At 57.2% G+C, this 20,666-nt stretch carries 20 protein-coding genes and 1 rRNA gene; 14 read left to right on the top strand and 7 right to left on the bottom strand.

The annotated features are described in order from the left end of the window. The 6 genes from rng to csrD form a co-directional block, all read right to left on the bottom strand. On the bottom strand, positions 1–1,470 hold the full coding sequence (rng, locus tag ACR6A7_RS20080; protein ID WP_434127024.1) for a ribonuclease G: 1,470 nt from the start codon (positions 1,468–1,470) through the stop codon (positions 1–3). Position 1,471: 1 nt separating this feature from the next. Next, on the bottom strand, positions 1,472–2,053 hold the full coding sequence (locus tag ACR6A7_RS20075) for a Maf family protein (protein WP_434127023.1): 582 nt from the start codon (positions 2,051–2,053) through the stop codon (positions 1,472–1,474). An 8-nt stretch (positions 2,054–2,061) separates the two neighbouring features. Beyond that, positions 2,062–2,550 carry a rod shape-determining protein MreD gene (gene mreD, locus ACR6A7_RS20070; protein WP_434127022.1) on the bottom strand — a complete coding sequence of 163 codons (489 nt, stop codon included), beginning with the start codon at positions 2,548–2,550 and terminating at the stop codon, positions 2,062–2,064. Then, positions 2,547–3,563 carry a rod shape-determining protein MreC gene (gene mreC, locus ACR6A7_RS20065; RefSeq protein ID WP_434127021.1) on the bottom strand — a complete coding sequence of 339 codons (1,017 nt, stop codon included), beginning with the start codon at positions 3,561–3,563 and terminating at the stop codon, positions 2,547–2,549. Before mreC ends, mreD begins: the two co-directional genes overlap by 4 nt. Positions 3,564–3,710: 147 nt before the next feature. After that, positions 3,711–4,754 carry a rod shape-determining protein MreB gene (gene mreB / locus ACR6A7_RS20060; protein ID WP_003855260.1) on the bottom strand — a complete coding sequence of 348 codons (1,044 nt, stop codon included), beginning with the start codon at positions 4,752–4,754 and terminating at the stop codon, positions 3,711–3,713. 311 nt (positions 4,755–5,065) lie between these two features. Beyond that, entirely contained in the window at positions 5,066–7,015 is a 1,950-nt protein-coding gene (csrD, locus tag ACR6A7_RS20055) for an RNase E specificity factor CsrD (RefSeq protein WP_434127020.1), read from the bottom strand. Positions 7,016–7,297: 282 nt separating this feature from the next. Here csrD and msrP point away from each other — a divergent pair, with 282 nt between their 5' ends. The 14 genes from msrP (at position 7,298) to ACR6A7_RS19985 (ending at position 20,475) form a co-directional block, all read left to right on the top strand. After that, positions 7,298–8,302 carry a protein-methionine-sulfoxide reductase catalytic subunit MsrP gene (gene msrP / locus ACR6A7_RS20050; protein ID WP_434127019.1) on the top strand — a complete coding sequence of 335 codons (1,005 nt, stop codon included), beginning with the start codon at positions 7,298–7,300 and terminating at the stop codon, positions 8,300–8,302. Beyond that, on the top strand, positions 8,303–8,905 hold the full coding sequence (gene msrQ / locus ACR6A7_RS20045) for a protein-methionine-sulfoxide reductase heme-binding subunit MsrQ (protein WP_434127018.1): 603 nt from the start codon (positions 8,303–8,305) through the stop codon (positions 8,903–8,905). Positions 8,906–9,127: 222 nt separating this feature from the next. Continuing rightward, positions 9,128–9,580: a type II 3-dehydroquinate dehydratase gene (gene aroQ / locus ACR6A7_RS20040; RefSeq protein WP_033755287.1), complete on the top strand. Its 453-nt coding sequence runs from the start codon at positions 9,128–9,130 to the stop codon at positions 9,578–9,580. 21 nt (positions 9,581–9,601) lie between these two features. Beyond that, positions 9,602–10,069: an acetyl-CoA carboxylase biotin carboxyl carrier protein gene (gene accB, locus ACR6A7_RS20035; protein WP_434127017.1), complete on the top strand. Its 468-nt coding sequence runs from the start codon at positions 9,602–9,604 to the stop codon at positions 10,067–10,069. A gap of 11 nt (positions 10,070–10,080) precedes the next feature. Then, positions 10,081–11,430 (top strand): acetyl-CoA carboxylase biotin carboxylase subunit, encoded by a 1,350-nt coding sequence (accC, locus tag ACR6A7_RS20030; RefSeq protein WP_033792381.1) that lies wholly within the window; start codon positions 10,081–10,083, stop codon positions 11,428–11,430. Positions 11,431–11,554: 124 nt separating this feature from the next. Then, on the top strand, positions 11,555–11,797 hold the full coding sequence (locus ACR6A7_RS20025; protein ID WP_434127016.1) for a YhdT family protein: 243 nt from the start codon (positions 11,555–11,557) through the stop codon (positions 11,795–11,797). Then, entirely contained in the window at positions 11,787–13,223 is a 1,437-nt protein-coding gene (gene panF, locus ACR6A7_RS20020) for a sodium/pantothenate symporter (RefSeq protein WP_434127015.1), read from the top strand. The genes ACR6A7_RS20025 and panF overlap by 11 nt, the downstream gene beginning before the upstream one ends. Before the next feature lie 11 nt (positions 13,224–13,234). Beyond that, positions 13,235–14,116, top strand: coding sequence for a 50S ribosomal protein L11 methyltransferase (gene prmA, locus ACR6A7_RS20015; RefSeq protein ID WP_434127014.1), 882 nt, complete (start codon positions 13,235–13,237; stop codon positions 14,114–14,116). 371 nt (positions 14,117–14,487) lie between these two features. Beyond that, positions 14,488–15,453, top strand: a complete 966-nt coding sequence (dusB, locus tag ACR6A7_RS20010; protein ID WP_434127039.1) for a tRNA dihydrouridine synthase DusB — start codon at positions 14,488–14,490, stop codon at positions 15,451–15,453. Positions 15,454–15,477: 24 nt separating this feature from the next. Continuing rightward, positions 15,478–15,774 (top strand): DNA-binding transcriptional regulator Fis, encoded by a 297-nt coding sequence (gene fis / locus ACR6A7_RS20005; RefSeq protein WP_000462905.1) that lies wholly within the window; start codon positions 15,478–15,480, stop codon positions 15,772–15,774. A gap of 546 nt (positions 15,775–16,320) precedes the next feature. Beyond that, positions 16,321–17,346: an amino acid ABC transporter substrate-binding protein gene (locus ACR6A7_RS20000; RefSeq protein ID WP_434127013.1), complete on the top strand. Its 1,026-nt coding sequence runs from the start codon at positions 16,321–16,323 to the stop codon at positions 17,344–17,346. Positions 17,347–17,413: 67 nt separating this feature from the next. Further along, positions 17,414–18,592 carry an amino acid ABC transporter permease gene (locus ACR6A7_RS19995; protein ID WP_434127012.1) on the top strand — a complete coding sequence of 393 codons (1,179 nt, stop codon included), beginning with the start codon at positions 17,414–17,416 and terminating at the stop codon, positions 18,590–18,592. A 15-nt stretch (positions 18,593–18,607) separates the two neighbouring features. Beyond that, positions 18,608–19,708: an amino acid ABC transporter permease gene (locus ACR6A7_RS19990; protein ID WP_434127011.1), complete on the top strand. Its 1,101-nt coding sequence runs from the start codon at positions 18,608–18,610 to the stop codon at positions 19,706–19,708. A gap of 8 nt (positions 19,709–19,716) precedes the next feature. Then, positions 19,717–20,475, top strand: coding sequence for an amino acid ABC transporter ATP-binding protein (locus ACR6A7_RS19985; RefSeq protein ID WP_434127010.1), 759 nt, complete (start codon positions 19,717–19,719; stop codon positions 20,473–20,475). 117 nt (positions 20,476–20,592) lie between these two features. On the opposite strand, the gene rrf is transcribed toward ACR6A7_RS19985, so the two are convergent. Next, positions 20,593–20,666, bottom strand: a 5S ribosomal RNA gene (gene rrf / locus ACR6A7_RS19980); the annotation flags it as partial.

Here is a 20,666-nt window from a genome sequence, read left to right as displayed (position 1 = left end):
TCACATCATAACAACGTCAAACTGCTCCTGGGTATAGAGCGGTTCAATATGCACCTTGACCTGTTTGCCGACGAAAATCTCCACCTCCGCCAGCGCGTGCGACTCATCGCTTTTTAACGCTTCACCGACGGCCGGGGAGACATAGACCAGAAAACGGTCGGAGTCGTAGGCGTGATGCACGCGGACGATTTCACGCATGATTTCGTAGCAGACCGTTTCCACCGTTTTTAGCGTGCCGCGCCCTTTGCAGACCGGGCAATCCTCACACAGCACATGCTCAATGCTTTCGCGCGTGCGCTTGCGCGTCATCTCTACCAGGCCGAGCGCCGAGAAGCCGTGGATGCCGGTTTTGACCCGATCCTTGCTGAGCGCCGCCTCCAGCGAGTGCAGCACGCGACGGCGATGCTCGTCGTTGCTCATGTCGATAAAGTCGATGATGATGATGCCGCCGAGGTTGCGCAGCCGCAGCTGGCGCGCAATCGCCTGCGTCGCCTCAACGTTGGTATTAAAAATGGTTTCGTCGAGATTGCGGTGGCCGACAAAGGCGCCGGTATTGATGTCGATGGTGGTCATCGCCTCGGTCTGATCGATGATCAGGTAGCCGCCTGATTTCAGCTCTACCTTGCGGTCCAGCGAGCGCTGAATTTCATTCTCGACGTCGAAAAGATCGAAAATCGGCTGCTTGCCCGCGTAGAGCTCCAGCTTGCCAGCCATTTCCGGAATATATTCGCGCGTGAATTCCACCAGCAGTTCGCAGGTGAGACGCGAATCTACGCGGATGCGATCCAGCGCCGCGCCGGCGAAATCACGCAGAATGCGCTGCGCCAGCGCCAGCTCGCCATAGAGCAGGCAGCGGGTCTGATTGCGCTTTTTCCGCTCGGTGACTTTGGTCCAGAGGCGCTTCAGAAAAGCGGCGTCCTGGGCCAGCTCCTCTTCGCCAATGCCTTCGGCCGCGGTGCGGATAATAAAGCCGCCGAGATCGTCGCAGTAGTCCGCCACTACCGCCTTCAGGCGTTCGCGCTCGCGCTCGCTTTCGATACGCTGTGAGACGCCGACGTGCGAGGCGCCTGGCATAAAGACCAGATAGCGCGACGGCAGCGTGATGTCGGTGGTAAGGCGCGCGCCTTTAGTGCCAAGCGGATCTTTCACCACCTGCACCATCAGATCCTGTCCCTGCCGCACCAGCTCGGCGATGTCGCGCACGATGAAGTTTTTCTTCTCATCGCCAGCCACGCACTCGGTGTGCGGCATGATATCGGAAGCGTGCAAAAAGGCGGCTTTGTCCAGACCGATATCGACAAAGGCCGCCTGCATGCCCGGCAGTACGCGACTGACGCGCCCTTTATAGATATTGCCGACGATGCCGCGCCGCGCTTCGCGCTCGATATGTATTTCCTGCAGAATGCCGCCGTCGATATAGGCAACGCGCGTCTCGGAAGGCGTGACGTTGACCAGTAATTCAGCCGTCATGTTATCCCCTTACGGCACGCAGTGACTGAAAATGGCTGAATAACTCGCCTGTCTCAACCAACGGCAATCCGACAACCGCGTGATAGCTTCCATTAATTTTACGAACAAAGTTTCCACCTGTGCCCTGAATACCGTAGGCGCCGGCTTTGTCCATCGGCTCGCCGGTCGCGATATAGTCGGCGATCTCCGCCGCGCTCAGCAGGCGAAAGGTGACGTCTGTCGTCACTAAGCAGTCGAGCGCGCGCGCGCGATCCGCCAGCGCAACGGCGGTCATTACCTGATGCGTCTGTCCGGAGAGTAGCCCCAGCATGCTGGCGGCGTCGGCGGCGTCGCGCGGTTTTTCCAGCACGTCGCCGTTGAGCACCACGATGGTATCCGCGCCCAGCACCGGCAGGTCCTGTTCCGCCACGGCGACGCCAGCGCGCGCTTTATCGTGCGCCAGGCGACGCACATAGCTTTCCGCCGCTTCATCAGGACGGCGTTGCTCTTCAACATCGGTATGGAGACGTTCAAACGACAGGCCAAGCTGCGTCAGCAGCTCACGTCGACGCGGTGAACCGGAAGCCAGATAGAGGGATAGCATAAAATTCCTTACTGAACAGCGAACTGACGACGAATCTTTCTCATTAATAAGAATAGCCAGGGCCAGAGAATTCCGTCGATAACGCTGCTCCAGAAAATTTCCGGCCTGAACGAGACGTTAATGACCAGAAATTCCGCCCAGAAGACAATGACATCCACCGCCAGCGACAGCACCATAACCATTAACGCCTGCTGCCACAACGCCAGGTTACGAAAAAGCTGGAATTTAAAGGCAACCAGATAGGCAATGATGCTGAGCGCCAGCGCGCGTACGCCAAGGGTAGATCCGGCGATCAAATCCATCACCCCACCCAGCACGAAGCCGGTGCCGACGTTGACGCGGTGCGGCAGCGCCAGCACCCAGTAAACCAGGATAAGCAGGATCCATGAAGGCCGGAACATATAGAACTGTTCCGGCCACGGCATGATCTGCAGCACGAGGGCGACAAGAAAGGAGAGCCAGATAACCCAACGACCCTGGCTGCGGTAACGACTCAATGCTGGCCTCCGCGCGCGCTAGCAGGCGCGCTTTGCGTCCCGCTGCTGGCTGGCGCGGGCGGCCCCATCTGCGCGGACGGCGCAGGCGGCCCCATCTCGCCCGCTGGCGGCAGCACCTGCGGCATCATCTGCATCAGGCGTTCGTTAGCGACGCGGTGCACTTCATCCGGTGCCATCGGCATATCGCCGTTTTTATCCGCACCCCACAGCAGCAGCAAATAGCGCAGGCGCTGCAGGCCGGCGGTCGGACGCGCCTGAATCACGGTATAGGCGCGCTGGGTATCAACCTTGACGGAGGAGACCACCGCAACTGGGTACCCTTCCGGGAAACGTCCACCCAGGCCAGAGGTCACCAGCATATCGCCGACGCGAATATCGGTGTTGCCTGGCAGATGCTCCAGCTGCAGATCTTCGGTGCAGCCGTTGCCTGCCGCGATGACGCGAATATCGTTGCGCAGCACCTGAATCGGCAGCGCATGCGACGCGTCGCAAATCAGCAGAACGCGACTGGTCACCTGGCCGACGGCAATCACCTGACCAACGACGCCTTTGTCGCTGATGACCGGCTGGCCTTCATAGACGCCATTAACGCTGCCTTTGTCGATCACCACCTGATCGGTGTAAGGATCGGTGCCGGTGGAGATCACCTGCGTCACCATCTTGTGCTCGTCCTGACGCAGCGGTGAGCCCAGCAGTTCGCGCAGGCGTGCGTTTTCCTGCTTATATTGCCCCAGCATCAGCAGGTCGCTGTTTTTCAGGAAAAGCTCGCGGCGCAGGGCTTTATTCTCCAGCTCAAGCTGCTGGCGCGACGCCAGCGAACCGGAAATGCCGTCAAGAATCTGACGTGGGCCGTTGGCCAGGAAATAAAACGGACTGACCGATGTGTCCAGATAGTTGCGGATTTGGGTAAACGAACCCAGGCGGCTATCGGCGACGATAATCGCGATGGCTACTATCACCGCCAAAAACAGGCGCAACTGCAGGGAAGGCCCCCTGCTAAAAATCGGCTTCATATATTCTGCGTGTTCCTCGACAACAGGTAAGGAAGTACGGCCATCGCCGTACTTCCCTGGGCTGGACATCTGACGCCGACGCGCGCGGCGTCAGCTTCCACGCGACTCCCTGCGCATTTCGATTCAGGTCTCAGCCGATTGAGGCGATTATTCTTCGCTGAACAAATCGCCGCCATGCATGTCGATCATTTCCAGCGCTTTACCGCCACCGCGCGCCACGCAGGTCAGCGGATCTTCTGCGACAACCACCGGAATGCCGGTCTCTTCCATCAGCAGACGATCCAGGTTGCGCAGCAGCGCGCCGCCGCCAGTCAGCACCATGCCACGTTCGGAGATATCCGATGCCAGTTCCGGCGGGCACTGCTCCAGCGCGACCATTACCGCGCTCACGATGCCGGTCAACGGCTCCTGCAGCGCTTCCAGAATTTCGTTAGAGTTCAGCGTAAAGCCGCGCGGCACCCCTTCCGCGAGGTTACGGCCGCGTACTTCGATTTCGCGCACTTCGTCGCCCGGATAGGCGGAGCCGATCTCATGCTTGATACGCTCAGCCGTCGCTTCGCCGATCAGTGAACCGTAGTTACGACGCACATAGTTGATGATCGCTTCGTCGAAGCGATCGCCACCGATACGAACAGAGGAGGAATAAACCACGCCGTTCAGGGAGATGACCGCCACTTCGGTGGTGCCGCCGCCGATATCGACCACCATAGAGCCGGTCGCTTCTGAAACCGGCAGGCCAGCGCCGATCGCGGCCGCCATCGGCTCTTCGATCAGGAAAACTTCACGCGCGCCCGCGCCCTGCGCGGATTCACGGATAGCGCGACGCTCGACCTGGGTCGCGCCGACCGGCACGCACACCAGCACGCGCGGGCTAGGACGCATAAAACTGTTGCTATGCACTTGTTTAATAAAGTGCTGCAGCATTTTTTCAGTAACGAAAAAGTCCGCGATCACGCCATCTTTCATCGGGCGAATCGCTGCAATATTACCTGGCGTACGGCCGAGCATTTGTTTTGCATCATGGCCTACGGCCGCCACGCTCTTTGGGGATCCGGCACGGTCCTGGCGGATAGCAACCACGGAAGGCTCGTTCAGCACGATGCCTTGTCCTTTTACATAAATCAGGGTATTCGCGGTACCCAGGTCAATGGACAAGTCATTGGAAAACATGCCACGAAATTTTTTAAACATATCTAAAGGATAATCCTGCAAGCTGGGGGCGGAAAATAAAATCCGCTTACTTTACCAACCACGCGAAGCCGCCACAAGGCGCAAAAACGTTCTGCTTCGGTGAAAAAATAGACCAATTTGGCTTTACACAATCGTCAACGAGAACTCACGGGTGCAAAACGGCGATATTCACCCGTTTTGTTGGCTCCCTGGGCCCTTTCACAGGCGCTCGTTCGACATAAAATCTAACATTTCCGCCGCAGGAGACTGGCGATGCCGCCGCCTCTTCCTGCCGCCCAGATCCGGCTTTAGAGAGTAGCCACCGGAAATGGCTAAATATGATAGCGTTGTGAATACTTTTTCACATTACTGTTTACCGGCAGCGAAGGTGCGAAGAGATCGCCCTGCCCGCCCGATACGCCCAGTCCGATCAGCGTCTGCCACTCGGCATGCGTGCGAACGCCCGTCGCGAATACCTGCGTCTGAGTCGACTTGCACACCTCCAGCAGGCTCTGCACGAACAGCTGATTTTCGGTGCGCCGATCGATGTTGCGCACCAGGCCAGGATCAAGCTTGATTAAATTGATGGGAAGTTGCCTGATATAAGCGCTACTCACCACGGTTAAACCCGCCTGATCGACGGCGATACGACAGCCAAACGCCTGTAGCGCATGCAATACCGGCGCTAAGCGGTTGATGTGTTGACAGACATCTGCCTCAGCAAGTTCAAATAAAAATCGTTTTCTTTGTGCTTTGGTGCACTGCAGCAGCATGTTCTGCAGCCAGCTGAAGAAAGGACGCTGCAGCAGCGAGTCGATATTGATCGGCAGCGCCAGCGTTTCGTCAGGCCAGACGTCAGACAGGGCGACGATACGCGTGACCAGCTGACGGTCCCATCCGTCCGCCATGCCGAACTGCAGCACCAGCGGCATAAACTCCGCCGCCAGCACCTCTTTATCACCGTCGAAGATGCGCATCAGCAGTTCGCGATGATGTACGCTGCCGTCCAGCAGCACCGCCGGTTTCTGGTAGAGGCGCGGACCGCCGCGGCTCAGCGTGTTTTCCAGCAGGGTTCGCCAGCGCACGCTGCCACGTCCGGCATCGAGAGGGTTACCCTCGCCGTTGGACCAGTTGTTACCACCCAGCAGTGTCGCCCGCCGCGTCGCCATCTCGACGTTGTCCATTACCTGCGACACGCTCTGTCCGCTGTGCCAGGCGCTGATGCCAATATGAATCAGATCGTCGCGATTCACCATGCGCATCGGCGGCAGCGAATCGACGGCGTTAATGAGCTGATCCGCGATGCCGTTGGCCTCTTTCAGGCTGCGGTGCGGCAGCAGCACGGCAAAGTCGCTGCGAAAGTAGCGGGCCAGCAGCGCGCCCGGGTAGCGCAATACGAAGGTCGAGAGCATGTTGACCAGATCGTAGAGATACTCATCCACCAGCGTCGTTCCCAGGGTCTCATTGAGCATATCGAGATCGGGCAGGCGCACCATCATCACCACGCCGTGCGTGCCGACATCCTCCTGGTCTTCCAGCAGCGTCGCCAGCTGATTGTCAAAAAAGAGCCGGTTGTTGAGGCCGGTGCGGCTGTCCTGCGCAGCGAAAGCGCGAATCAGCGTATCGATGCGCAGGCGCTGCTCGCCCGCCTCTTGCAGATCGCTCAGTAACACGTCGATGGCGCTGCTGGCGCGCGGTGGCCACTCGTCGACGTCGCCTTTGCGCAACTGCGTTCGCTCGCCCGCCAGGATCGCCTCGGCACGTTTCTCCAGCCGCTCCATGCCGCGCCACTGGCGGTTGAGCCAGCAGTGCATCATAAACAGCAGCAGGCTCATCACCAGCACCACGAAGAGGATCGCGGTCAGGATATAGGCGCCGGTAAAGGACTGGAACCAGGTTTTGGCGGGATCGAGCGCCACGACGCGCATCGTCACGCCAGGCTGATGAACCAAAGGTACGTCGAACTGGATAAAGCGGTTGGTTTCATCTTCCAGCATCGGGTTTTCATGCCGGCTGAGTCGGAACAGGATAGCGTCGCCGTTGCGCAGCTCGATCCGCTCGGTATTCATCACCGTCATGGTGTGCTGCAGCCAGCCGCGCAGCGCGTCAGGCGGTTGCTTCAGCAGCGCCTGATCCACTTCGGTCACCAGCGTCTGCACGCGTCCTTCGACGCGCTGATGGGTTAGCCAGTAAACGCTAAAAGCGCAGCCCACCAGCATTAAAAACATCGCCAGTAAGCTTAAAAATGTAATAAACGCAGATAGTTTCGTGGTTAATCGCATCCCTGTGCCTGTTCGCTGCGGTAATGACCCATTTACGCTCGCCCTGCGCCGCGCCTGACGCAAGCGCGAGCAAAATAGCATAAATCCCGCTCTGCGGCAGCGCCGCTGCGTAAGATGAGCAAGTATATCCGTACCAGACAACGGTTAGCCCGTGTTGTTCAGCTTTTCGGCGCATTCTCATCGGCGCGTGGTGCCAGGAAATTTCATATTTTAGCGGCGAAAGTCGCGGCGATCGGCAATAGTCATCATGCTGGAAGAGATATTCGAGCCGGGAGGTGAGCAATGAAACCCACAAAATATCTGACTGAAGCCGACGTGACGCCGGAAAGCATCTTTAATATGCGGCGCCGGCAGGTGCTGAAAACCCTCGGCCTGAGCGCTGCGGCGCTCGGCATGCCCGGCGTCGCGCAGGCGGATGTACTGAGCTGGTTCAAGGGCAACGATCGCCCTGCCGCGCCAGCCGGACGCCCGCTGACCTTCAGCAAGCCGGAAAAGTATCAGGCCAGCCTGACGCTGACGCCTGAAGATAAGGTTTCCGGCTATAACAACTTCTATGAATTCGGCCTTGATAAGGCGGACCCCGCTGCCAATGCCGGCACCCTGAAAACCGATCCCTGGCAGCTGACCATCGACGGCGAAGTGGCAAAGCCGATCACGCTGAATATGGATGATATTTTCAAAAAGTTCGCGATGGAGCAGCGAATCTACCGCATGCGCTGCGTCGAGGCCTGGTCGATGGTGGTGCCCTGGGTCGGTTTCGAGCTTAACAAGCTGCTGAAGCTGGCGGAGCCCAACAGCCATGCGCGCTTCGTCGCGTTTCAGACGCTTTATGCCCCGGATCAGATGCCTGGCCAGAAAGATCGTTTTATCGGCGGCGGGCTGGACTATCCTTACGTAGAAGGGCTGCGCCTTGACGAGGCGATGCATCCGCTAACCCTGCTCAGCACTGGCGTGTACGGCAAAGCGCTGCCGCCGCAGAATGGCGCGCCGATTCGCCTGACCGTGCCGTGGAAATATGGTTTTAAAGGCATTAAGTCGATCGTCAAGATTACCCTGACGCGGAATCGTCCGCCGACAACCTGGAACCAGATCGCGGCCAACGAATATGGTTTTTACGCCAATGTTAATCCGCACGTCGACCATCCGCGCTGGTCGCAGGCGACGGAACGCTTTATCGGCCCCGGCGGCACGCTCAGCGTGAAGCGTCAGCCGACGCTACTGTTTAATGGCTATGCCGACGAGGTGGCCTCGCTTTATCGCGGGCTCGATTTGCGGGAGAACTACTGAGTGCGTCTGACGCTAAAACAGATCGTCTGGCTAAAGGCGGTCCTGCATCTGGCGGCGTTTCTGCCGCTGGTTTATCTCTTTATGGCAGCGAACCAGGGCTGGCTGAGCGCCGACCCGGCGAAGGATATTCAGCACTTCACCGGCCGAATGGCGCTGAAGCTGCTGCTGGGCACGCTGCTGGTATCGCCGCTGACGCGCTACGCGAAACAGCCGTTGCTCATCCGCACTCGTCGCCTGCTCGGCGTCTGGACTTTTGTCTGGGCCTCTCTTCACCTGCTGAGTTACTACCTGCTGGAGCTGGGCGTCGACAATCTGGGACTGCTGGGCCGCGAGCTGGTCACGCGCCCCTACCTTACGCTAGGCATCCTGACCTGGCTGATTCTACTGGCGCTCGCAGCGACGTCGTTTCAGCGCGCCCAGCGCAGGCTCGGCCGCCGCTGGCAAACGCTGCATAACTTTATCTATCTGGCGGCGATCCTCGCGCCGGTGCACTATCTCTGGTCGGTAAAGGTGCTCTCACCTCAGCCGCTGCTCTATGCGCTGGGCGCGCTGGCGTTGTTAGCGTGGCGTTACAAAAAGTTTCGTCAGTGGTTGCCGCGCTAAGTTGTCTTCTCCCCGTTATTTCTGATAAAAGGTGTGGCCTTCGGGCCACGCTGGATCAACTTCGCAGATAAGACCAGTATTTTGCTGCGAATTGCCCCGAAACGGATATAATGCCCGGCTTTGTTGCGCGCGGCGTCCTGTTTTTGGGCGCGACGGGTGACAAACGGAAGATAGCAAGGTATTTTACGCGATGCCTCAATGATTGCGGGAGATGGCAGCACGATGGCGCATAAATTTCACATTCTGCTTTTGAACGGTCCCAACCTTAATTTGTTGGGCACGCGTGAGCCGGAAAAGTATGGTCGCGCTACGCTGCAGCAGATCGTCAGCGATTTAGCCGCACAGGCGGACCAGCTCGATGTGGAACTGAGCCATTTGCAGTCCAATGCGGAATATCAGCTGATCGATCGCATTCATGAGGCCAGAGGCAATGTGGATTACATTATCATTAATCCCGCTGCATTTACGCACACCAGCGTAGCATTGCGCGATGCCCTTCTGGCGGTAAGCATTCCTTTTATCGAGGTGCACCTCTCAAACGTGCACGCGCGTGAACCTTTCCGCCATCACTCCTATCTTTCCGACGTATCTGCCGGCGTCATTTGCGGTTTAGGCGCCGACGGCTACTCATGGGCTTTACAAACGGCAGTAAAACGCCTGTCTCACTCCAATTAAACAGAGTACGGAACCACACTCATGGATATTCGTAAAATTAAAAAACTGATCGAACTGGTTGAAGAATCTGGCATCGCTGAGCTGGAAATTTCTGAGGGCGAAGAGTCCGTTCGTATCAGCCGTGCACCTGCCAATGTGGGTTATCCCGTTATGCAGCAGGCTTACGCCGCGCCCGCTCCGCAGCCTGCGTTAGCTAACGCTGTCGCGCCGATCGCCGCGCCAGCAGTTGAGTCCGCCAAGCCTGCTGAAATCAGCGGCCATATCGTGCGTTCGCCGATGGTCGGCACCTTCTATCGCACCCCGAGCCCGGATGCGAAGGCCTTTGTTGAAATCGGACAGAAAGTGAACGCTGGCGACACCCTCTGCATCGTTGAAGCGATGAAGATGATGAACCAGATCGAAGCCGATAAATCTGGCGTCGTGAAAGCCATTCTGGTCGAAAGCGGCCAGCCGGTTGAATTTGACGAGCCGCTGGTCGTCATCGAATAACGAGGCGCACCATGCTGGATAAAATTGTCATTGCTAACCGCGGTGAAATCGCGCTGCGTATTCTCCGCGCCTGTAAAGAGCTGGGCATCAAGACCGTGGCGGTGCACTCCACCGCGGACCGCGATCTGAAACACGTGCTGCTGGCGGACGAAACCGTCTGCATCGGCCCGGCGCAGTCGGTTAAAAGCTATCTCAACATCCCGGCGCTCATCTCCGCTGCCGAGATTACCGGCGCGGTCGCCATCCATCCCGGCTACGGCTTCCTCTCCGAGAACGCCGATTTCGCCGAGCAGGTTGAGCGTTCCGGCTTTATCTTTATCGGCCCGAAAGCGGATACCATCCGCCTGATGGGCGATAAAGTTTCCGCCATTACCGCCATGAAAAAAGCGGGCGTGCCGACCGTTCCGGGTTCCGACGGCTCGCTGGGCGACGACATGGAGAAAAACCGTGCCATCGCTAAGCGCATCGGTTATCCGGTCATCATCAAGGCGTCAGGCGGCGGCGGCGGTCGCGGCATGCGCGTCGTGCGCAGCGATAAAGAGCTCGAGCAGTCCATCAACATGACGAAAGCGGAAGCCAAAGCGGCTTTCAACAACGACATGGTTTACATGGAGAAGTATCTCGAGAACCCGCGCCATATCGAAATTCAGGTACTGGCTGACGGCCAGGGCAACGCCATCTATCTGGCCGAGCGCGACTGCTCTATGCAGCGTCGCCACCAGAAAGTGGTCGAAGAGGCGCCCGCGCCGGGCATTACGCCGGAACTGCGTCGCTATATCGGCGAGCGCTGCTCCAACGCCTGTATCGAAATCGGCTACCGCGGCGCAGGTACCTTCGAGTTCCTGTATGAAAACGGCGAGTTCTACTTTATCGAGATGAACACCCGTATTCAGGTTGAGCATCCGGTTACCGAGATGATCACCGGCGTGGATCTGATCAAAGAACAACTGCGCATCGCTGCCGGTCAGCCGCTCTCTATCAAGCAGGAAGATGTGATCATTCGCGGTCATGCGGTCGAGTGCCGTATCAACGCGGAAGATCCTAATACCTTCCTGCCGAGCCCGGGCAAAATTACCCGTTTCCACGCGCCGGGCGGTTTTGGCGTGCGTTGGGAGTCGCATATTTACGCTGGCTACAGCGTGCCGCCGTACTATGATTCCATGATCGGCAAGCTGATCTGCTATGGCGAAACCCGCGACGTGGCAATCGCCCGCATGAAAAATGCGCTGGCGGAGCTGATCATCGACGGCATCAAGACCAACATTGAGCTGCAGATGCGCATTATGTCCGACGAATACTTCCAGCAGGGTGGTACCAACATCCACTATCTGGAAAAGAAACTCGGACTGTACGATAAGTAAGCGCAACAGCAAGGGCGATGCAGGAGTTTACAGACTGCTGACAGCGCCCAGGTTGGCACCTTGTCAACAAGACCAGGCCGGTGATACCGGCCTTTTTCATTTTTGTCGCCGTAGAGGTTGCATAATGGACTGGCGTTTTCTGCAAGCGAATAAAGAGGCGCGCTGGGCGCTCTACCTGACGCTCGCCTATCTGGCCGTCTGGGGTCTCTCCGCGTGGCTGGGTGGCGATGAGGCGGGTTTGACCGGCCTGCCGCGCTGGTTTGAACTCTCCTGCGTGTTTGCCCCGCTGCTGTTTATCGTGCTGTGCTGGCTGATGGTACGCCTGGTGTTCCGCGATATGCCGTTAGAGGATAACGATGGAAACTGAAATCATTCTTCCGCTGCTGGCTTACCTGGTACTCATCGCCGGGCTGTCGGTGTTTGCCATGCGCAAGCAGCGCCAGGGCAGTTTTCTCACTGAATATTTTCTCGGCAGCCGCTCCATGGGCGGTTTTGTGCTGGCGATGACCATCACCACCACCTATATCAGCGCCAGTTCGTTTATCGGCGGACCCGGCGCAGCCTATAAATATGGACTCGGCTGGGTGCTGCTGGCGATGATTCAGGTGCCGGCGGTCTGGCTGTCGCTCGGCGTGTTAGGAAAGAAATTCGCTATTCTGGCGCGCCGCTATAACGCGGTAACGCTGAACGATATGCTTTATGCTCGCTACGGCAGCACCCTGCTGATCTGGCTGGCAAGCATCAGCCTGCTGGTCGCCTTTATCGGCGCGATGACGGTGCAGTTTATCGGCGGCGCGCGCCTGCTGGAAACCGCGGCGGGCATTCCTTACGATACCGGCCTGCTGATTTTCGGCGGCACTATCGCGCTCTACACCGCCTTCGGCGGCTTCCGCGCCAGCGTGCTCAACGACGCCATGCAGGGCCTGGTGATGCTGGTAGGCACCTTTCTGCTGCTGTTCGCCGTAGTTCACCAGGCAGGCGGGCTCGACACGGCGGTGACCAAACTGCGCGCTATCGATCCGCAACTGGTGTCGCCGGAAGGCGTCGACAACGTCATCAACCCGACCTTCCTCAGCTCCTTTGCGGTGCTGGTCTGTTTCGGCGTTATCGGCCTGCCGCACACCGCCGTGCGCTGCATCTCGTATAAAGACAGCAAAGCGATGCATCGCGGCATTATTCTCGGCACCATCGTGGTAGTGGTACTGATGCTCGGCATGCATCTGGCCGGCGCGCTCGGCCGGGTGATCATCCCGGATCTCACTATTCCCGATCGCGTCATCCCGACGCTGATGATCACCGTGCTGCCCCCAATGGCGGCGGGTGTGTTTCTCGCCGCGCCGATGGCGGCGATCATGTCGACCATCAACGCGCAGCTGCTGCAGTCCTCCGCAACCCTGATTAAAGATCTCTATCTGCGCATCGCGCCGCAGCAGAGTGAAAATGAAGCGCGTCTGCGCCTGCTATCCGGCACCATTACCTTCCTGTTGGGCGCGCTGCTGCTGCTGGCGGCATGGAATCCGCCAGATATGATTATCTGGCTCAATCTGCTGGCCTTCGGCGGTCTGGAAGCCGTTTTCCTCTGGCCGCTGGTGCTCGGCCTTTACTGGTCGCGTGCCAATGCCGCTGGCGCGATCTCCGCCATGCTGGCGGGCGCCGGAAGCTACACGCTGCTTGCCAGCCTCAATATTCAATGGGGTGGCTTTCACCCTATTGTTCCGTCATTGACCATAAGCCTGTTGGCTTTTCTGGTCGGTAATCTGTTTGGCCGCGCGCCTGGTGCCGCGCTGGAATAAAGAGAAACGCTATGCCATGGATTCAAATCAAAATTAACAGTACAGGCGAGCACGCCGAACCCCTCAGCGATGCGCTGATGGAGAGCGGCGCGGTCTCTGTGACCTTTCAGGATACGCACGATAATCCGGTTTACGAGCCGCTGCCGGGTGAAACGCGCCTGTGGGGCGATACCGACGTGATCGGCCTGTTCGACGCGGAAACGGAGATGGAGGATGTGGTTGCAGAGCTAAGCCAGCATCCGCTGCTGGGATCCGGCTTTCGCCATAAGATCGAACAGATCGAGGATAAAGACTGGGAGCGCGAGTGGATGGATAACTTTCATCCAATGCGCTTCGGCGAGCGCCTCTGGATCTGCCCAAGCTGGCGCGACGTCCCGGATCCTGACGCCGTTAACGTCATGCTCGATCCGGGCCTGGCGTTCGGCACCGGCACGCACCCCACTACATCGCTCTGTCTCACCTGGCTGGACGGCCTGGATCTGGCGGGCAAAACGGTGATCGATTTCGGCTGCGGCTCCGGCATTCTGGCGATTGCCGCGCTGAAGCTGGGCGCAGCACAGGCGATCGGCATCGATATCGATCCGCAGGCGATCCAGGCCAGCCGCGATAATGCAGAGCGTAACGGCGTCGCCGATCGCCTGTCGCTCTACCTGCCGCATCAACAGCCTGAGAACCTGCAGGCCGACGTCGTGGTCGCCAATATTCTCGCCGGTCCGCTGCGCGAGCTGGCGCCGCTGATTGGTGTGCTGCCGAAAGCGGGCGGTTATTTGGGTCTTTCCGGCGTGCTGGCCAGCCAGGCAGAGGGTGTTTGCGAGGCCTATGCCGATCGCTTCGCGCTCGATCCGGTGGCGGAAAAAGAGGAGTGGTGCCGCATTACCGGCGTGCGGCGCTAATAAGATGGCAGGTCGGTTATGCCGGCCTGCTTTTTTTTGCTAAACCAGGCGCCAGCCAGCCTGTTAATTACGTTCAGGCCGCAATCAAATGGCGCAATAAAACACCATGTGGGCGTCATATCTCTGGTTATTTCCCTGATGTGGCGCTTTTTATATTGTGATTTACGCCATGTTTTGAGAAAAATTTTTGTTCACAATTTCAGCGTATTTTTTTAATTGATTGATTTTTATATCAATTTAAAAAATTGACTGCTGTTTAACCGGCTTTGTCCCGATATTTACGGCGAATTGTTCAAAGTTTGGCCTTTCATCTTCAGTAAAAAATGCGTAATATACGCCGCCTTGCGAACAGTTACGGTCACTTCTTCTTCATGCGCATTGGACACCACCAGCTACGTAATCGACTCATTGCTGCGCCGATGGCCGGGATTACCGACAGGCCGTTCCGCACACTCTGTTTTGAGAACGGCGCCGGTATGGCGGTCTCCGAGATGCTGTCATCTAACCCTGAAGTCTGGGCCAGTGACAAATCCCGTTTGCGTATGGTGCACAGTGATGAGTCCGGCGTTCGCGCCGTGCAGATAGCAGGTTGCGATCCCGATGATATGGCGGCGGCCGCGCGTATTAACGTGGCGTCCGGCGCGCAAATCATTGATATCAACATGGGTTGCCCGGCCAAAAAAGTGAATCGTAAGATGGCAGGTTCAGCGCTGCTGCAGTATCCCGAGCTGGTGAAATCTATTCTCACCGCCGTGGTTAACGCAGTGGATGTGCCCGTTACGCTGAAGATTCGCACCGGCTGGGATACGGAAAACCGTAACTGTGTAGAGATTGCCCAATTGGCTGAACGCTGTGGCATTCAGGCCCTGACGATACATGGACGCACTCGTGCCTGCCTGTTCAACGGGGAAGCTGAATACGACAGCATTCGGACAGTTAAGCAGAGTGTCACCATTCCTGTTATTGCGAATGGCGACATAACTGACCCGCATAAAGCCAGAGCTGTGCTTGACTATACGGGGGCAGATGCCCTGATGATAGGCCGCGCGGCTCAGGGAAGACCGTGGATCTTCCGGGAAATCCAGCATTATCTGGACACTGGGGAGCTGCTTGCGCCGCTGCCGCTGGCAGAGGTGAAGCGTATGCTCGTTGCGCATATACGTGAGCTGCACGACTTTTATGGTCCAGGCAAGGGATACCGTATATCGCGAAAGCACGTCTCCTGGTATTTGCAGGAGCATGCCCCTAATGACCAGTTTCGGCGCACATTCAACGCCATAGAGGATGCCAGCGAACAGCTGGAGGCGTTGGAGGCATACTTCGAAAATCTTGCGTAAACGAAATAAAGAGCTGAAAGAACTATGTTCGAACAACGCGTAAATTCTGACGTACTGACCGTTTCTACCGTTAACTCACAGGATCAGGTGACGCAAAAGCCTCTGCGTGATTCGGTTAAACAGGCACTGAAGAACTATTTTGCTCAACTGAACGGTCAGGATGTTAATGACCTCTATGAGCTGGTACTGGCTGAAGTCGAGCAGCCCCTGTTGGACATGGTGATGCAGTATACCCGTGGCAACCAGACCCGTGCTGCGCTGATGATGGGTATCAACCGTGGTACTCTGCGTAAGAAACTGAAAAAATACGGCATGAACTGATTTTTAGTTGATGCGGTAAATGACGCCAGCCTGAGTGCTGGCGTTTTTATTGGCGCAGCCTTTCACAATAAGGCTGAACAGATGAAACAACTCGCTCGCAAATGGTAACCTTAGTTGCAATTGCGCCAGTGAAAATTACCTGCGCATTGATTCCCGATCCTCTCTGGCGCGCCTCCCCTTTTCCTCGCTTGTTTCCCCGCAGCGCCAGCGCTGACGGCCGCTCAGTGATCTTCATTGCCGAAAAACGTAACTCATCCTTCGCATACATTCTTTCCTGAGCTTTGGCTCACATTGCGTCTATATCGTGAAACTATTTGCACTAATTGTGATCGAGGCGACTCGCTTTGCTTCCTTTTGGTGCGCGATAGTAACGCTGCTTTCCTGCTACTTCAGATTAATAAGAGATCTTTCCAGCCCACTCAGCTTTCTGCAAACCTGGCACTGGCTTTGCAGTGCTATGCGTGGCTGACCGCCACAGACAGGTAATAACGCGCTGAAGAGTGCGTATCAAACATAACAAAATAATTACGCCACACAGGATGCTTTATGAAAAAGATGATGCTCTCTACGTTGGTCGCCGCCGCTGCGCTTCTCGCGGTTACTCAGCAGGCGCACGCTGGCACCACGCTGGATGCGATTAAGAAGAAAGGTTTTGTGCAGTGCGGTATCAGCGATGGTCTGCCGGGCTTCTCCTATGCTGACGCCAGCGGCAAATTCTCCGGCATTGACGTTGACGTCTGCCGTGCGACAGCCGCCGCCATTTTCGGCGACGCCAGCAAAGTGAAATATACGCCGCTGACCGCGAAAGAACGTTTTACCGCGCTGCAGTCAGGCGAAGTGGATATCCTGTCGCGCAACACCACCTGGACTTCTTCGCGTGACGGCGGCATGGGCTTCCTGTTTGCTGGCGTGAACTACTATGACGGCATCGGCTTTTTAACTCACCAGAAGGCGGGTCTGAAGAGCGCGAAAGAGCTGGACGGGGCCACGGTCTGCATTCAGGCGGGCACCGATACAGAGCTTAACGTGGCGGACTTCTTCAAAGCCAACAAAATGCAGTATACCCCGGTGACCTTCGATCGCTCTGACGAATCCGCCAAAGCGCTCGACAGCGGTCGCTGCGATACCCTGGCGTCCGATCAGTCGCAGCTCTACGCGCTGCGTATCAAACTCGGCAAGCCGGACGAATTTATCGTACTGCCGGAAGTGATCTCGAAAGAGCCGCTGGGCCCGGTCGTGCGGCGCGGCGACGATGACTGGTTCACCATTGTGAAGTGGTCGCTCTACGCCATGCTGAACGCGGAAGAGATGGGCATCAACTCGAAGAACGTCGATCAGATGACCGCCAAACCGACCACGCCGGATATGGCTCACCTCCTGGGCGCGGAAGGTGACTTCGGCAAAGACCTGAAGCTCGACAACAAGTGGGCCTATAACATCATCAAGCAAGTCGGCAACTATCAGGAAGTGTTTGACCGCAACGTGGGCAAAGAGAGCGCGCTGAAGATTGCGCGCGGCCAGAACGCGCTGTGGAATCAGGGCGGCATTCAGTACGCCCCGCCGGTCCGCTAATTACCCATGTTAACGGGACGCCGCATTGCGCGGCGTCCTGCCTGTGCTTTGTCTCTGAGGTTTCAACATGTCACAACGCCCACGCGTGAAAAGGGACATTTCATTCGGTAATCCCGCGGTTCGCGCCTGGCTTTACCAGATTTTCGCCATTGTTGCGGTGGTTATCGTAGTGGGTTATCTGATCCACAATACGATTATTAATCTTGCCAGCCGCGGCATTACGTCAGGATTCGGCTTTCTTGAGCGCAGCGCCGGTTTCGGTATCGTTCAGCATCTTATCGACTACACCGAAGGTGACACCTACGCACGCGTGTTTCTGGTAGGCCTGACCAATACTCTGCTGGTTTCTGCGCTCTGCATCATTTTCGCGTCGCTGCTGGGATTTTTCATTGGCCTGGCGCGCCTGTCGGATAACTGGCTGCTGCGCAAGCTCTCGACTATCTATATCGAGACCTTTCGCAATATTCCGCCGCTGCTGCAAATCTTCTTCTGGTACTTTGCGGTGCTGCGCAATCTTCCCGGCCCGCGACAGGCGTTAAGCGCGTTCGATCTCGCCTTTATCAGCAACCGCGGACTCTATGTGCCCTGGCCACAGTATGCGCCAGGATCCGGGCCTTTTATCGTTGCGCTGGCATTGGCGGCCGCAGGCAGCTATGCGCTGTTCCGCTATCATCGCAAATATCAGCTCAAAACCGGCCAGCTGCGTCGCACCTGGCCCGCCGCTCTCGCCATGTTTGTGCTGTTCCCCGTGGTGGCGCATCTGGGCTTCGGCGCCGCCACGCACTGGGACGTGCCGACGCTGCGCGGCTTTAACTTCCGCGGCGGCTTCGTCATGATTCCGGAGCTGGCGGCACTGACTCTGGCGCTCTCTGTTTACACCTCATCGTTTATCGCCGAAATCATTCGCGCCGGTATTCAGTCCGTGCCGCACGGCCAGCATGAAGCCGCTCGCTCGCTGGGGCTGCCTAATCCGGTGACGCTGCGTCAGGTGATTATCCCACAGGCGATGCGCGTCATTATTCCGCCGCTGACCAGTCAATATCTCAACATCGTGAAAAACTCTTCGCTGGCAGCCGCGATCGGCTACCCCGATATGGTGTCGCTGTTTGCCGGTACGGTGCTGAATCAAACCGGCCAGGCGATCGAAACTATCGCTATCACCATGGGCGTCTATCTGGTGATTAGCCTGGTGATTTCGCTGTTGATGAATATCTATAACCGCAAAATTGCGCTGGTTGAGCGCTAAGAGAACGGGATGACGATGTCTGTTACCACACACGAAACCTCGCCGGCCGCCGCCACGCCGCTGAGCCGCGCCTGGGCCTGGGCGCGAAAAAATCTCTTCTCCAGCGGTTTAAATACGCTGCTTACGCTGTTTTGCCTTTGGCTGATGTGGGAGGTTATCCCACCCGCGCTGGAGTGGCTGGTATTCCAGGCGAACTGGATTGGCGAGACGCGCGCCGACTGCACCAAAGAGGGTGCATGCTGGGTGTTTATTCATGCGCGCTTCGGCCAGTTTATGTATGGGCTCTATCCGCATGAGCTGCGCTGGCGTATTAACCTGGCACTGGTGCTGGGCATCGCCTCGATTGTCCCGATGTTTGTGAAATCCCTGCCGCATCGCGGTCGCTATATCGCCTGCTGGGCGGTGAGCTATCCCCTCACCGTCTGGCTGCTGATGTATGGCGGCCTCTTTGGCCTGGAACACGTTGAAACGCGCCAGTGGGGCGGACTGACATTAACGCTGATTATCGCTGCGGTCGGCATCGCCGGCGCGCTGCCGCTGGGCATTCTGCTGGCGCTGGGACGTCGCTCGCGTATGCCGGTCGTACGTACGCTCTCGATCATTTTTATCGAGTTCTGGCGCGGCGTGCCGCTGATTACCGTGCTGTTTATGTCGTCAGTGATGCTGCCGCTGTTTATGTCGGAAGGCACCAGCATCGATAAGCTGGTGCGCGCGCTGGTCGGGGTGATTTTGTTCCAGTCGGCTTACGTCGCCGAAGTGGTGCGCGGCGGTTTGCAGGCGCTGCCGAAAGGTCAGTATGAAGCGGCGGAGTCGCTGGCCCTCGGCTACTGGAAAACGCAGATGCTGGTGATTTTACCGCAGGCGCTGAAGCTCACGATCCCTGGCCTGGTGAATACCATTATTGCGCTGTTCAAAGATACCAGTCTGGTGATCATTATCGGCCTTTTCGATCTGTTCAGCAGCGTACAGCAGGCTACCGTCGATCCCGCCTGGCTGGGGATGTCGACCGAAGGCTATGTTTTTGCCGCGCTGGTTTACTGGATTTTCTGTTTTAGCATGTCGCGCTATAGCCAGCATCTGGAGAAGCGCTTTCACACCGGGCGTAAATCGCATTGAGGTTTTCCATGACACAACATTTGCATCACGATTCAGCTTTGATGATTTCGCTCGAAAACGTAAATAAATGGTATGGGCAGTTTCATGTGCTGAAGGATATTAACCTGCAGGTGAAGCCGCGCGAGCGCATCGTGCTGTGCGGCCCTTCCGGTTCCGGTAAGTCTACAACGATCCGCTGCATTAACCATCTGGAAGAACATCAGCAAGGACGCATTGTGGTTGACGGTATCCATTTAAATGATGATGTACGCAACATTGAACGCGTGCGGACCGAAGTAGGCATGGTGTTTCAGCACTTCAATCTTTTTCCGCATCTGACGGTGCTGCAGAACTGCACGCTGGCACCCATCTGGGTGCGTAAGACCTCGAAAAAAGAGGCTGAAGCGCTGGCAATGCACTACCTGGAGCGCGTACGCATCGCCGAGCATGCGCATAAGTTTCCGGGCCAGCTCTCTGGCGGACAGCAGCAGCGCGTGGCGATTGCGCGTTCGCTCTGCATGAAGCCGAAAATCATGTTGTTCGATGAGCCAACCTCAGCGCTGGATCCTGAGATGGTTAAAGAGGTGCTGGATACCATGATTGGGCTGGCGGAAGACGGCATGACGATGCTGTGCGTTACCCATGAGATGGGTTTTGCCCGCACCGTGGCCGATCGCGTGATCTTTATGGATCGCGGTGAGATCGTGGAGATGGCGCCGCCGGAAACCTTCTTCTCAAATCCGACATCTGAACGTACACGCGCGTTTTTATCGCAGGTTATCCATTAACGCTGAGCACAGCTTCAATGCCCCGGACAGGTTCCGGGGTGTTTTATGGCTGGAAAAGGTAAAGCGCAGAAAAGAAAAAAGCCCTTTGCATATGCAAAGGGCTTTTTCTTGTTTGATGCCTGGCAGTTCCCTACTCTCGCATGGGGAGACCCCACACTACCATCGGCGCTACGGCGTTTCACTTCTGAGTT

The sequence above is a fragment of the Pantoea phyllosphaerae genome (assembly GCF_051025595.1).
GTDB lineage: Bacteria > Pseudomonadota > Gammaproteobacteria > Enterobacterales > Enterobacteriaceae > Pantoea.
This window is presented reverse-complemented; position numbering and strand designations above follow the sequence as displayed.